This window comes from Acetobacter okinawensis JCM 25146 (assembly GCF_000613865.1).
Taxonomy (GTDB): Bacteria; Pseudomonadota; Alphaproteobacteria; order Acetobacterales; family Acetobacteraceae; genus Acetobacter; species Acetobacter okinawensis.
Genome location: NZ_BAJU01000059.1, coordinates 1 through 13,756 on the forward strand (window position 1 = coordinate 1; position 13,756 = coordinate 13,756).

Below are 13,756 nucleotides of genomic sequence, written 5' to 3' on the forward strand. Positions count from 1 at the left end.
GTCTGCCTCGTAAAAACAATACCAGCGGGTAAAGGCCGCAATGCCGTCAATCAGCGCGGTTTGTGGTTGCCAGCCAGTCAGCGCCCGGATTGCGCTTATGTCCGCCCATGTCTTTTCCACATCAGCCGCAGGGCGCGGCAGTTCCATGATATGGGCTTTTTTCTCCAACATCTCCTCCAGCACCTCAATCAGCCTGCGCACGCTCTGGGGGCGCTGGCTGCCCACATTGAGCACGCGGGCTGTACCGTTTTGTGGGGGTTTGTCGAACACCGCCAGCACAGCGGAAACCGCATCGGCAATATATGTAAAATCGCGCGAGAGACTACGCCCGGCATACAGCGGCACAGGCCGCCCCTCCCGGATGGCACGGGCAAAGCTGTAATAGGCCATGTCTGGCCGCCCCCACGGGCCATACACGGTAAAGAACCGCAGCCCGGTCTGGGGAATGCCATACAGGTAACTGTAGGTGGAGGACGCAAGCTCCGCGCTACGCTTGCTCACGGCATAGAAGGAGCCGGGCTGGTCCACCGGGTCACTCTCGGCAAACGGGAGTTTGGTGTTGCGGCCATAAACGGAGGAGGAGGAGGCATAGACCAGATGCTCCAGCCGGGGCAGCCTGCGGGCAAACTCCAGCACGCTCACATGGCCGCGCACATTGGCGTCTGCGAACACGTAGGGATTTTCGAGCGAATGGCGTACCCCGGCCTGTGCCGCAAAGTGGAAAATACCACGGATCTGTGCAGCCCTACCCGCCAGTGCGGCAAAGGCGTCTGGCTGGCTGATGTCCAGCCCATGCAGGGTAAAGCCGGGATATTGCTCCAGCAGCAGCAGGCGGCTTTTTTTCAGGTTCGGGTCCGGGCATGGCGTCAGGCTATCCACCCCGATCACCCGCTCGCCCCGCTCCAGCAGCGCGCGCGTGACGTGAAAACCAATAAACCCGGCCGCACCTGTTACCAAAAATGCCAAAATTCTGCCTCGTGAGCCAAGCGCACCCAAGCTCCGCCAGCCCAGTGCCGTTCCGGCTGCTTCTAGCGGAGCATGGGGGCTACGTCAGGGCGTTTTTGTGGTGGGCTGGGCTGCCTGCACCACAGGGGCAGCAGGCGTTGCCAGAGCAAGCGAGGGGGCCTCTACCTTATCACCCACCATAATACCCAGCTTGGCGGTTACGCCGCCTGCCAGTTCCAGCGTAGCCAGCGCAGGGCCGTGGCTGCTGATATGAGCCAGACTTTGCGGCACCGCGTTTTCCACAATGGACAGCACGCGCTGGTCAGGACCGATGAACACGATGTCCAGCGGAACAAGGGTGTTCTCCATCCACATATCGCTCTGCTGTGGCGTCCCCCATGGGAACAGCATGCCGCCATCGGCCAGCACCTGCGTGCGGAACATCTCGCCCACCTGCTGCTGGCGCGGCGTTTTGGCCACCTCCACCCCAAAGACATGTCGCCCGGAGGCCGAGGTAATGCTCAGCTGCTCCTTGGGCAGGGTTGGCTGCGCCTGCGTTGGCTCGCCCGTATCTTCCGCCACGGCGGGCACCCATGCAACGCCAGCGCTCCCCACCAGCGCGGCCATAAGCAGCGCGAACAGTTGTTTGTTCTTCACGTCCTGTTTTCTCCTGCTCTCAGGTCTCATCCTGCAAAAACGGGTTGCCCGTCCGCTCCGCACCTAGTGTGGAAAGGCCACCATGACCGGGGACTATCACAATATCATCGCCAAGCGGCAGCAGCTTTTGGCGTATACCCTCTATAAGCTGTGCGCCATTGCCATAAGCAAAATCTGTGCGGCCAACAGAACCACGGAACAGCACATCACCCACAAAGGCAAAGCGGGCGCGCTCGTCCACCAGCACAACATGGCCGGGTGTGTGGCCGGGCACATGCACCACCCGCAACTGGCAGCCCAGATACTCCAGCACCTCTCCATCCCGCGCAAAGCGGTCCACGGAGCGTTCTCCAGCCCCGAAAGGCCAAAGTGCCGGGCCTGATCGGTAATGGAGGACAGCAGGAATGCATCGCGCTCATCCGGCCCGATGACGGCAGGGCGAGGCTTGCCCTGTGCCTCCAGCCCACGGCACAGCGCGGTTACGCCGCCTGCGTGGTCAAGGTGGCCGTGGGTGAGCACAATGGCCTCCAGCGTCAGGGATTTGCGGTCCATAAAGTCCAGCAGCATATCGCATCCCCGCCCACATCCACCATGATGCAGCGCCCCGTCTGCTCATGCCACAGGATGGAGCAGTTCTGCCGGAAAGGTGTAACCGGAACGATGCGTAACTGCATGCCGGGGTAGGAAACCTGCATATGCGACCTCTCTCTTCTGCGCTGTAGCGGGCACAGTATGCCAAAAAAAGCTGCCAGATGGAGCCACCTGGCAGCTTTTGATAAAATACCTGCGCGCAGAGCCTTAGCCCGGCAGAACCCAGCCGGTCGCCGGAATATCAAAATGCCCATGCAGCTCATGGGCGGGAATGTTGGTCAGGTCCTTGATAAGGGTCTTGATAACCTTGGCCTCGGCAGGCTTGCTCAGATGTGCGCGGATATCGTGCATGACCGGCGCGGGCGCTGCAATAACAAACCCGGCAACCTTATCGCCGTGTGCGACCATGGCGTTAATGCGGTCAGCCACATTACGGGCAAACCCTTCCTTGGCGGCGGTGCGGGGGGCGGTTTCGGGCGGGAGTTTGCCGGGGGTGTCTTCATGCCCTTCGGCCTTAACATCGCTCACATCGCGCATTTCGCCCTGTGCGTCGTGCAAAAAGCGCACCTTGCCGCCATCAGCTACAACGTAAACAACCAGGCCGTCTCTTTCTTCAGTCATGGAAATATGTCCTTGTTTCAAAATCGTACAGCCTGTCACCATTGTTGCTGTGCAGCCACGCGGCCTCTGGCCTGTTCTGCTGCCAATGGGCAGTCTGTGTGCACAGTGATATAGGGAACGATCATGACAGTTCCAGCCCCCCTCCCCAACTCCTGACCCCACTGGACCACGCACTGGCATGGGCGCGGGCGGCGAGCCGGTGGCCCTTGCCACTGTAACCGGCACATGGGGCAGCTCCCCCCGCCCTGCGGGAAGCTGCATGGCCATAAGTGCCAGCGGTGCGGTGGAAGGCTCGGTCAGCGGTGGGTGCGTGGAAACCGATGTGATGACCCACGCGCAGGACATTATGGCGGGAAGCCCCGCACAAACGCTGGAATATGGCGTAAGCAGCGCACGTGCGTGGGAGGTCGGGCTTGCCTGCGGCGGGCGGCTGGACGTGCAGGTCGAGGCCATAAATACCCCCGCCTGCCCCACCGGAACCCTGCCCCTTGCCCTGCTGGAACAGGCCTGCGCGTGCATGGCCCACAGGCAGGCCGCAGCCCTTGTACGCCTGCCCGCAGGCGCACAGCACGCCCTTGTTGTGCAGACAGAGCAGGGCAGCACTGTGCAATATGGCACCTGCCCGCCCGAAATCTGCAACGCCGCCCACGCCCGCATGCAGCACGGCCGCAGCGGGGAGGAAACGGACACGGCAGGGCAGCTCTGGTTTGTGCAGCCACTGGTGCCAGCCCCACGGCTGCTGATTGTGGGTGCCGTGCATATTGCCCAGTCCCTTGCGCGCATGGCCAGCATGGTCGGTCTGGCCCCGATTGTCATTGACCCGCGCACGGCACTGGCCACAGTCCAGCGTTTCCCCGGCCTTGTACCGGGCCAGACCCTGCTGGCCGACTGGCCGGACGAGGCCATGCAGGCCGTGGGCATAGACCACATGACCGCCATTGCCACACTGACGCATGACGCCAAGCTGGATGACCCCACGCTGGAGGAGGCCCTGCGCAGCCCTGCTTTTTATATTGGCGCACTCGGCTCACGCGCAACGCAGGCCAGCCGCATGGAGCGCCTGCGCTCGCTGGGCTTTACCGAGGCCGAACTGGCACGCATCCGTGGCCCCATAGGGCTGGCCATAGGGGCCATAGGGGCGGAGGAAATTGCCCTGTCCATTCTGGCCGACATTATTGCCGTGCGCAGGCAGGCCCCGCTGGCACACGCACGCGGCTGGGCATACCCCTGATGGTGCAGCGCTAATGCCCCCCCCGCAGGCAGACACACTGGCCGGGACGCTGGCTATTGTGCTGGCGGCGGGCAAGTCCTCCCGCACAGGGGCGCAGCACAAGTTGCTTGCGCCAGACGCCAGCGGCTGCCCCATGCTGGTGCATACACTACGCCACACCCTGCACAGTGCTGCTGCCCATGTCCGGGTTCTGCTCCCGCCCGACCGGCCCGATCTGGCGGCCCTTGTCCATGCCATGCCAGACTACGGCGCGCGCCTGAGCAGCCAGAGTGTTGAGGACGCGGCTATGGGCCTGTCTGCCTCCCTGCATGCCGGGGTGCGTCTGGCCCGCTCCATGCGCGCGACCAGCCTGCTGGTGTGTCTGGGAGATATGCCGCTTGTCCCCACCCACCTGCTGGACGCCCTGCTGTATGAGCAGCACACCACACAGGCTCCTGTTGTGGCAGCACAACGGAACGGCAGACCCGGCAACCCGGTTGTATGGTCCCCCACCCTGTTTGAGGCATTGCTGGAGGTTACGGGCGATCAGGGCGGGCGGGCACTCCTGCGCACACTCGGCCCGGCCGTGCGCCTGCTACCCGCCCCCGCCGCACTGCTGGAGGACTTTGATACCCCCGACAGGCTGGCCCAGTTTGCCCGCATGCTGCCACCCCCCGGTTGACCGCAGGCCCGATCGCTCCGAAAACTGTTGGACCGCATGCACGGCGTGCGTGCATGCGCCTTTCTTTCTGACAATCCCCAAGGAAGTGTTTGTTCATGAGCAAATCCTGCGTACCAACCCCAACCCGATTCTGTCCGCAGCAGTGGAATATCATGGCTTTGTGTTCACACAGGGCGTTGTCGCCCGTGACCTTGAACAGGACGTGGAAGGCCAGACCCGCGACGTACTGGCCCAGCTTGACGCCCTGCTGGAACAGCACGGCACGGACAACACCCGTCTGCTTCAGGCCCAGATCTGGCTGAAGGACATTAACGACCGCGACAAGCTGAACACCCTGTGGAGCGCATGGCTGCCAGAGGGTCAGGCCCCCGCCCGCGCTGTGTGCAGGGTATTCTGGCTGACCCGCGCATGCTGGTTGAGATCATGCTTGTGACCACCAAATAAGCCTTGTCTACCTGCCGGGCTGGCGCTGGGTGGGGCGTGGTTTTTTTACCACAGGCCTGCCGAATCAGAATCAGCCCGGCTTTACATGCCTGCGTGCCACAATCCGCTCTACAGGCCGAATTAAGGCAATCCCGTGACAGATGATAGGAATATATTCCTATTTTTTATTTTCAACCGGGGTCTTTTTGGCAAACAGTCACTTTCGCGTTTTTGCTGCGCAAACAGCGCTTGCCTGATCTGCATGGATGTTTATACCTGATTGCAGAACATGACGCTGACCTAAACTAAAGCAAGCCAGGGAAAGGCAGACACAATGCGGGATGGACGGTCTAAAAAGCTTAAACTTACGCTGGCCGTCGTGTCTTTCGTTTCTGCTTCTTTTCTTGCCTGTGGCGCTCACGCCACGACCAGACATTCATCTCACCGTGGCGTGCACAACACATCCGCCCGCCACCACCGCAGCTCCGGCCATGTGATCCAGTGCGTTGCCTATGCCAAGTCCGCCTCCGACGTGGTGCTGCGTGGCAATGCGCGTGACTGGTGGCACAATGCTGCCGGTGTTTACGAGCGTGGGCTTGAACCCAAATCGGGCAGTGTTCTCAACTTCCGCGCCACACGCCGCATGCCCATGGGCCATGTTGCCGTTGTGCGCAACGTAGTGGACAGCCGCACCATTGTTATTGACCAGTCCCACTGGGCACAGGCTGGCATCAGCCACAATGTGTCGGTCATTGACGTCTCCCCCAACAATGACTGGTCGGCCGTGCGCGTGGCTCTTGGCAGCAACAGCAGCAACTACGGCTCCATTTACCCCACCTACGGCTTTATCTACCCCCGCTCCGCTAGCGCCAGCAAAGCTGCCCCGGCCAGCCTGAAGCAGGAAGTAATGACCGCATGGGCCAACAAAATGCCTGCAACCCAGCTTGCACAGGCCCCGGCAACGGCGCAGCCTGTAACAGGCAGCAAATAACCGCCCCTTCCGGCTGGTTCGCAGCAACGCTCTGACACACCCCGCTCACATTGCCTGAGCGGGTTTTTTTGTGCCCCAGCCCCGCACTATGCAGGCGGGCCAGAGACCTTGCGCATGTGCACCGCACTTTCCAGCACATTCCAACTCGCTTCAAAAAAAACGCCGCTCAGCCGCTTTGGTTGCAAAGGGTTTGTGTCCGCTGAGCATCTGGTGCAACGGCCAACCCGTAAACAGCCCGCGCAGGCTCATTTCCAGCACCGCAATTTCGGCCCGGTTTGCAGGCGTATCCGCCCAGCCAAGTGCTTGGCCAAGCAGGCTGTTCATCCGCGCGTGCAAAGGTTCTATGGCCCGGTCCAGATCAGCGGTAATGCTGGCAAACTGCTGGCAGTCCATAATAAGGATACGGTAGGTCTCCACCGTTTCCGGCACCAGCAAAAAGTCCAGAAAACGGCGGAGCATATCCTTTATGGCGTCCATCGGGTTGGCCTGCCCCTCCGGCTTGGCCTGTAAAATATCCACCATATCCCGGCAGCGCTCATGCACCACAGCCCGGAACAGCTCTTTTTTGGACGGGTAACGCCGGTAGATGGTCGCCTTGGAGCAGCCAATAACCTTGGCAATATGCTCCACGGACGTTGCCGCATAACCCGCGCGCATAAACTGTGCCGTAGCGATGGCAATAATTGTGCGGTCCAGCTCCTCCGCAGCCTCGTGCGATGGACGACCGCCGGTATGTGTTACCCCATCCGCCATAAACCCGCCCGACCCATTGCTGTTTGCCCACACAGGCATCTGCCGTATCCTACCCGCTCCACCCGCAACAGGGAACCCGAACACGGCAGGGAACTGACCCACACACACCATCCACACCATTGACCAGCGCACACTGCGCCGCACACGCCGGGGCGGCACAGTGCCGGATTGGTGCAAACAAACACAAAGGGCGGCGGGGTTATGCCCCCGCCGCCCTGTTGCAAACCGTCACACCCACCCAAAGTGCGTGGGTTATTCCATCCACTCCGCAATATCGGGGCAGGAGCATACAAGGTTGCGGTCCCCGTACACGTTGTCGATCCGGGCCACATTGGGCCAGTATTTGGTGGCCGGGTTTACACCGGGGGGGAAGCACGCCTGCTGGCGGCTGTACGGGTGCTCCCACGCCTGCGCCGTAACCGCGGCCCCGGTGTGCGGGGCATGGCGCAGCACGGACTGCTCGGCCGTGACCTCGCCCCGCTCTACCGCGCGCACTTCCTCACGGATGGCGAGCATGGCATCGCAAAAGCGGTCCAGTTCGGCCTTGCCTTCGGATTCAGTGGGTTCGATCATGAATGTCCCTGCCACGGGAAAGCTGACCGTAGGGGCATGGAAGCCATAGTCCACCAGCCTTTTGGCCATGTCATCCACGCTGACACCCGTGCTGTCCTTGATCGGGCGCAGGTCCAGAATGCACTCATGCGCAACCCGCCCCTTGGCTCCACGGTAGAGCACCGGATACGCATCGGACAGGCGGCTGACAATGTAATTGGCGTTCAGGATTGCCACCTGCGTGGCGCGCTTGAGCCCTGCATCCCCCATCAGGCGGATATAAGCCCACGAAATGGGCAGAATGGACGCCGAGCCAAACTGCGCGGCACTGACCGCCACATCCACCGCCGGGTCCGCCGGATGACCGGGCAGGAAGGGGGCCAGATGGGCACGCACGCCAATGGGCCCCATGCCCGGACCACCCCCACCATGGGGGATGCAGAAGGTCTTGTGCAGGTTGAAGTGGCTGACATCCCCCCCATAATCCGCCGGACGGGCAAGGCCGACCTGCGCGTTCATGTTCGCACCATCCACATACACCTGCCCGCCCGCTTCGTGCACAAGGTCACAGATGGCGCGCATGTTCTCCTCGAACACACCGTGGGTGGAGGTAGGTAATCATGACCGCAGACAGGTCCGCCGCATGGGCTGCCACCTTGGCCTGCATGTCCGCAAGGTCAATGTTGCCGTCCCCGTCGCACTTGACCACCACAACGCGCATGCCCGCCATCTGGGCGGACGCCGGGTTGGTGCCGTGGGCAGAGGCGGGAATAAGGCACACATTACGCTCACCCTGCCCGCGCGCACGGTGGTAGGCGCGAATGGCCAGCAGGCCCGCGTATTCACCCTGCGCGCCCGAATTGGGCTGGAAGGACACCGCATCATACCCGCTGATCGCGCACAGCCAGCCCTCAAGGTCAGCCAGCAATTGCTGGTAGCCCTGCGTCTGGTCGGCGGGGGCAAAGGGGTGCAGGTCACAAAAGCCGGGCCATGTGATGGGCAGCATTTCCACCGTTGCGTTCAGCTTCATGGTGCATGAGCCAAGCGGGATCATGGTCCGGTCAAGGGCGAGGTCCTTATCAGACAGGCGGCGCAGGTAGCGCAGCATATCCGTCTCGGAGCGGCATGCGCCAAAAACCGCCTGCTGCATAAAGGCCGAGCGCCGGACCAGTGCATCTGGCAAGGTGGACGCCGCCTGCCCCAGTGCCAGCGCCATATGTCCCATGCGGTCACGGTCGGGGCAGAAGACGGACCACACATCCAGCACGGTCTTGGCCGTGCTGGTCTCGTCCAGACTGATGCCAATGCAGCCATTGCCTGCGTTACGCAGGTTCATGCCCATAGCGCACGCACGGGCTATAAGCTCAGGGGCAGCAGAGCCTGCATCCACCGTAATGGTGTCAAAAAACGCCGTGGTCTGCACATTTACGCCAAGCTCCGCAGGCCCTGCGCCAGTGTGCAGGCCAGCCCGTGCACACGCCGCGCAATGGCCTTGAGCCCTTCCGGCCCATGGTACACTGCGTACATCCCCGCAATAACAGCAAGCAGCACCTGCGCTGTGCAGATGTTGGAGGTCGCTTTTTCGCGCCGGATGTGCTGCTCGCGCGTTTGCAGCGCCAGACGGTAGGCGGGGCGACCCTCGCTATCGATGGAAACACCCACAAGCCTGCCGGGCATGCTGCGCTTGTACGCATCACGCACTGCCATATAGGCCGCGTGCGGGCCACCAAAGCCCATGGGCACGCCAAAGCGCTGGGTGGAGCCAATAGCAATATCCGCCCCCATCTCTCCCGGTGCTGCCAGCAGGGTCAGGGCCAGCGGGTCGGCTGCCATAACGGCAATGGCCCCTGCGGCATGCAGGGCGTCCACCTGCGCGCGCGGGTCACGCACCTGCCCCGAGGAGCCGGGGTACTGGAACAGGGCCCCAAACACATCTGCCGCATTCAGGTCCGTGGCGGAGTTACCGATCTGGATAGCAAGACCCATGGGCTCCGCACGGGTTTTGAGCACCGCAATGGTCTGGGGGTGGGTGTCCGCATCCACAAAAAACGTGTTGGAGGCCGATTGCGCAACCCGCTTGGCCAGCGCCATGCCCTCTGCCGCCGCCGTGGCCTCGTCCAGCAGGGAGGCATTGGCAATGTCCAGCCCGGTCAGCTCGGTGATCATGGTCTGGAAGTTGAGCAGCGCTTCAAGCCGCCCCTGGCTGATTTCGGGCTGGTAAGGCGTATAGGCCGTGTACCACGCCGGATTTTCCAGAATATTGCGCCCGATCACCGCTGGCAGCACGGTGCCATAATACCCCTGCCCGATCAGACTGGTGAGCACGCGGTTGCGCCCGGCCAGCGTGCGCAGGTGCTCAAGCACCTGTGTTTCGGTCCAGCCGTCCCCCCAAGCCCAGCGGCTGCTCTACCCGAATGGCGGCGGGCAGGGTCTGGGCTGTGAGCGTATCCAGACTATCTGCCCCCACCGTGTGCAGCATGGCGGCCTGCTCGGCTGGTGTGGGGCCAATATGCCGGGCGGCAAATGCTGCACCATCAGCACTGAGCCCTGCAAAAGCGGGCAGGTTTTCTACTTGAGAGAACATGCGAAAAACGATCCTGATACAGGCGGGTGAACGCAAAACAACACGAAAACACCCCCGCCGCCCCCAAGCCCCCGCACCACGGACAAAGCCGGGCGCTTGGGGGCATACCCCCTAGCAGACCGAAAGGGGACGGGGCAGCGCGGGCAGGCTTGTGGGTGTTAGCCCACGAACGCAGCGTAGGCGGCGGCGTCCATCAGCCCGTCAAGCTGTGCGGGGTTGCTCAGGCGGAATTTGACAATCCAGCCCTCACCCTGCGGGTCGGTGCTGACAACGGCGGGGTTGTCGGCAAGTGCTGCGTTGCCTTCCACAATCTCACCATCCACGGGGGCATAAATATCGGATGCGGCCTTGACCGATTCCACGACAGCCACGGCCTCGCCCGCCTTGACCTGCGTGCCAGCGGGCCGTGTTTCCACAAACACCAGTTCGCCCAGTTCATCAGCCGCGTGCTGGGTAATGCCGACCACTGCCGTGTCACCATCCACGCGCAGCCATTCATGTTCGTTTGTAAAATACAGGGTCATCGCTTTGATACTCCGTAAGGCCCCGCAAAGAGCCTGCGTGAAAAATATTGGAACCGGAAAAACAAAAAAGGCTCAACGCTTGAACCGTGCTGGCACCAGCGGCAGGGACGCAACGCGGGCAGGCACACCGCGCCCGCGCAGTTCAGCCGTAAGCTCAACCCCTGTGGCGGCGTGGGGCGTTGCCACATAGCCCATAGCCACCGGGGCCTCCAGCGTGGGGCCGAAGGCGCCAGATGTCACCACACCCACGGGGGATTGCAGTGCGGCATCGGCAAACAGGGGGGCACCGTGGCGCACGGGGGCGCGGCCGGTAGGCAGCAGGCCCACGCGGCGGCGGGTTACGCCATTGGCAAGCTGGTCCAGAATAATGTCCGCACCATCAAAACCACCAGCGCGTACGCCACCCGCCCGGCGGGATTTTTGGATGGACCATTCAAGCCCTGCTTCCACGGGGGTTGTGGTCTCATCAATATCCGCCCCGTACAGGCACAGCCCGGCCTCCAGCCGCAGGCTGTCACGCGCACCAAGGCCGATCAGTTTGACATGAGGATTCCCCAGCAGCAGGCGGGCCACATGCTCGGCCTGCGCAGCGCTGACCGAAATTTCGTACCCGTCTTCCCCCGTATACCCCGAGCGGGAGACAAGGCAGTCCACGCCCCCAATGTTGAGCGTACACACATCCATAAAGCGCATGGGGGCTGCTTTGGGGTCAAAGCCTGCCAGAACCTCCTCCGCCTGCGGGCCTTGCAGGGCCAGCAGCGCGCGCTCGGGCAGGGGCTCGACCACGCAGTCGTCCAGTCTGGCCTGCATATGGGCAATATCGGCCTGTTTGCACGCGGCGTTGACCACCAGAAGCAGGCAGTCCTCCTGTGCAATGACCATCAGGTCATCCAGAATACCGCCTGCGGGGTTGGTGAACTGTGTATAGCGCTGCCGGTTGGGCTTGAGGGCCACAATATCGGCTGGCACCAGCCGTTCCAGCGCAAGGGCTGCGTCCTCCACGCGGCCCGAGCGGGCGCGCAGGCGCACCTGCCCCATATGGGACACGTCAAACAGCCCCGCATGCGTGCGCACGTGGCGGTGCTCAGCCATAATGCCATCTGCATACTGCAAGGGCATGGAATAGCCCGCGAACGGGACCATTTTGCCGCCAAAGTCCAGATGCAGGGAGTGAAGAGGAGTGTAAAGGAGAGAAGAATCGGTGCCCATGCACGCCGCCTTACAAAAAAGGCCCAAACTCCGCGTGCTGACCGTGTGGGGGAACACAGGACAAAAACACGGAGCTTCGGACCGGACCGTCCGCTGCCCCTTCTGTGCTTTTGCCTGAGATCGCTATCCCGTCGGCGGGTGCGAACGCACCTCTCTCCAGAAGTTTTAGAGCGCAGGGTCCTTTTGCCTGAGAGTTTCCGGGGCGGTTGCTCCTTCGGCGCCAGCTTTTTACGGCTGGTCTCTCCCTCTGCGCGGGAGCGACCGTGACATCATTTCTCTTGCGAGTCAATCACGGTCGCGGGGGGTCGTTACGCCTTGTGGCCGGGCAGGTGCCGGGCAATGTAGGGCGGCAGGTTAAAGGAGCCTGTGTGGATTTCGGGCGTCCAATACTGGGTTTTTCCCAAAATACCGGCGTGTTCCGCGCGGGCGCGTACCACGGCGGTATCCTGCCCGGCGGGGTTGGCCCCCTTGGAGCAATGCCAAGGGTCATGAACCCGCCAACATAGGTCGGCACAGCCGCGACATAGGCAGACACATGGGGGAAGTATCTGGCGCGGCGCTCGCTGGTTTCAAACAATTCATCAGCCTGCATGAAGGGCACGCCGCACTGGTTGACAATCAGCCCTTCCGCGCTGAGCACGCGGGCGCAATGTTCGTAAAAACTGTCGGTAAACAGGACTTCGCCCACGCCAATGGGGTCCGTGCTGTCTACGATAATGACGTCAAAAGAGCCATCAGCCGCTTTGGCAACGTAATCAATCCCATCGCCCACAATCACTTCCGCGCGCGGGTTGGTCCATGCGTCACCCGCAATGGAGGGCAGGTGCTGCTTGGAAAGTTCAATGACCGCACCGTCAATTTCCACCATCACGGCTTTTTCCACGCCGGGGTGTTCCAGCACGCGGCGCAGCACGCCACCGTCGCCTGCGCCAATGATCAGCACATTGCGCGGGGCCTTGTGCGTAAACAGCGGCACGTGGGTCAGCATTTCCTGATAAACGAATTCATCACGTTCGGTAATCTGCACCACGCCATCAAGCAGCAGGACACGACCGTGAGATTCGCTTTCAAATACTACAATATCCTGAAACGGGCTTTTTACGCGCGCCAGTTCCTGAACAACACGGAAGCGCTGGCCCCAGTTGTCGTACAGGGTTTCTTCGATCCAGTTTTCTGCCATCTCGGCCATCCTTGCCATATAACGGCACACCCGCCCTGCCCCATACAGGAGCAGGCGGGTGTTCATTACCGATAGAGAGGAATGTTACGCGGTGTGTGCAGGGGCTCAGCCCTGCACGCGACCACGCCGTTCTTCGCTTACGTCCAGCTTTTCGGCCTGAAACAGGCGCTGCATGACCGGGATGGCCAGATGCGGGTCGCATGCGCCACACATGAAAATGTCCACAGCCGCAAAGTTGCGCTCCGGCCATGTGTGGATGGAAATATGGCTTTCCGCCAGCACAACAACACCAGACACACCACCGTTGGGTGTAAAATGGTGAAAATGGCTGTGCAGGATTGTAGCCCCTGCCGCCAGAGCAGCTTCGCACAGCGTGCTGTCGATCTTTGCGGGGTTGTCCAGATTGGTGGCCCCCCACATATCAACCAGCAGGTGTGTCCCTGCAAATTTTTCGCCGTCTTTTTCGACGAAATAATCTTTACGGCCTTCATCTTCGAATGAGACCGGAACAGAAATTGCCTGGTTATTGCTCGGGAGTTCCGAGACCATCCCCAGTTGAGCAAGTGCGTTCATTGACGTACCCCCAAACCAGTAGACAGCCTGTTGGGCGAAACTAATCGCCCCCTTGGGCCAAGAGCGCGCTAACTAGGGCTTTTTGCCCCTTGGGTGCAAGAACTATTTTGTGTCTTTAACAGATTTGTCAAATGTCGGGGGGACCCGCACCACCCCAAGGGACACCACGGGGGGTTTTTGCGCCTGCCTGACAAGGGCCGTAAACAGCGCCTGCCGCTCTGCACCAAGGCGCGCGCACCCACCATGCCTGCAGGCTCCGCG

Annotated in this window: 9 protein-coding genes, 5 pseudogenes and 1 riboswitch; of the genes and pseudogenes, 4 read left to right on the top strand and 10 right to left on the bottom strand. The window is 61.8% G+C overall.

Annotation, left to right across the window (positions count from 1 at the left end; genetic code table 11):
- The 4 genes and pseudogenes from JCM25146_RS14430 to JCM25146_RS14445 form a co-directional block, all read right to left on the bottom strand.
- Positions 1-966: NAD-dependent epimerase/dehydratase family protein (locus JCM25146_RS14430; protein WP_025828890.1), on the bottom strand; the 966-nt coding region annotated here is incomplete at its 3' end.
- Between the two features lie 84 nt (positions 967-1,050).
- Positions 1,051-1,572, bottom strand: a complete 522-nt coding sequence (locus tag JCM25146_RS19840) for a DUF192 domain-containing protein (protein WP_242401174.1) — start codon at positions 1,570-1,572, stop codon at positions 1,051-1,053.
- A 49-nt stretch (positions 1,573-1,621) separates the two neighbouring features.
- Positions 1,622-2,297: pseudogene (locus tag JCM25146_RS19845) on the bottom strand (MBL fold metallo-hydrolase).
- A 103-nt stretch (positions 2,298-2,400) separates the two neighbouring features.
- Entirely contained in the window at positions 2,401-2,814 is a 414-nt protein-coding gene (locus JCM25146_RS14445) for a baeRF12 domain-containing protein (protein ID WP_025828894.1), read from the bottom strand.
- Between the two features lie 123 nt (positions 2,815-2,937).
- On the opposite strand from JCM25146_RS14445, the pseudogene JCM25146_RS19850 reads away from it, so the two are divergent.
- The 4 genes and pseudogenes from JCM25146_RS19850 (at position 2,938) to JCM25146_RS14470 (ending at position 6,120) form a co-directional block, all read left to right on the top strand.
- A pseudogene (locus tag JCM25146_RS19850) lies at positions 2,938-4,045 on the top strand (XdhC family protein).
- Between the two features lie 13 nt (positions 4,046-4,058).
- Complete coding sequence (locus JCM25146_RS14460) at positions 4,059-4,706, top strand: nucleotidyltransferase family protein (protein WP_025828896.1); 648 nt, start codon at positions 4,059-4,061, stop codon at positions 4,704-4,706.
- A gap of 85 nt (positions 4,707-4,791) precedes the next feature.
- Positions 4,792-5,150 (top strand): annotated as a pseudogene (locus JCM25146_RS19855) (RidA family protein).
- Between the two features lie 313 nt (positions 5,151-5,463).
- Positions 5,464-6,120 carry a CHAP domain-containing protein gene (locus tag JCM25146_RS14470; RefSeq protein ID WP_025828898.1) on the top strand — a complete coding sequence of 219 codons (657 nt, stop codon included), beginning with the start codon at positions 5,464-5,466 and terminating at the stop codon, positions 6,118-6,120.
- Between the two features lie 150 nt (positions 6,121-6,270).
- Here JCM25146_RS14470 and JCM25146_RS20980 read toward each other — a convergent pair whose 3' ends face one another.
- The 6 genes and pseudogenes from JCM25146_RS20980 to speD form a co-directional block, all read right to left on the bottom strand.
- Positions 6,271-6,975, bottom strand: a complete 705-nt coding sequence (locus JCM25146_RS20980) for a TetR/AcrR family transcriptional regulator (RefSeq protein WP_159102010.1) — start codon at positions 6,973-6,975, stop codon at positions 6,271-6,273.
- A gap of 150 nt (positions 6,976-7,125) precedes the next feature.
- Positions 7,126-10,009, bottom strand: a pseudogene (gene gcvP / locus JCM25146_RS19865) (aminomethyl-transferring glycine dehydrogenase).
- Between the two features lie 158 nt (positions 10,010-10,167).
- Positions 10,168-10,533, bottom strand: a complete 366-nt coding sequence (gcvH, locus tag JCM25146_RS14500) for a glycine cleavage system protein GcvH (RefSeq protein ID WP_025828908.1) — start codon at positions 10,531-10,533, stop codon at positions 10,168-10,170.
- Between the two features lie 72 nt (positions 10,534-10,605).
- A complete protein-coding gene (gene gcvT / locus JCM25146_RS14505) occupies positions 10,606-11,742 on the bottom strand; it encodes a glycine cleavage system aminomethyltransferase GcvT (protein WP_025828910.1) in 1,137 nt (378 codons plus the stop codon).
- A gap of 166 nt (positions 11,743-11,908) precedes the next feature.
- Positions 11,909-11,999: riboswitch (glycine riboswitch) on the bottom strand.
- Positions 12,000-12,050: 51 nt separating this feature from the next.
- A pseudogene (speE, locus tag JCM25146_RS19870) lies at positions 12,051-12,922 on the bottom strand (polyamine aminopropyltransferase).
- A 105-nt stretch (positions 12,923-13,027) separates the two neighbouring features.
- Positions 13,028-13,495 (bottom strand): adenosylmethionine decarboxylase, encoded by a 468-nt coding sequence (speD, locus tag JCM25146_RS14515; RefSeq protein ID WP_025828912.1) that lies wholly within the window; start codon positions 13,493-13,495, stop codon positions 13,028-13,030.
- Positions 13,496-13,756: the final 261 nt, after the last annotated feature.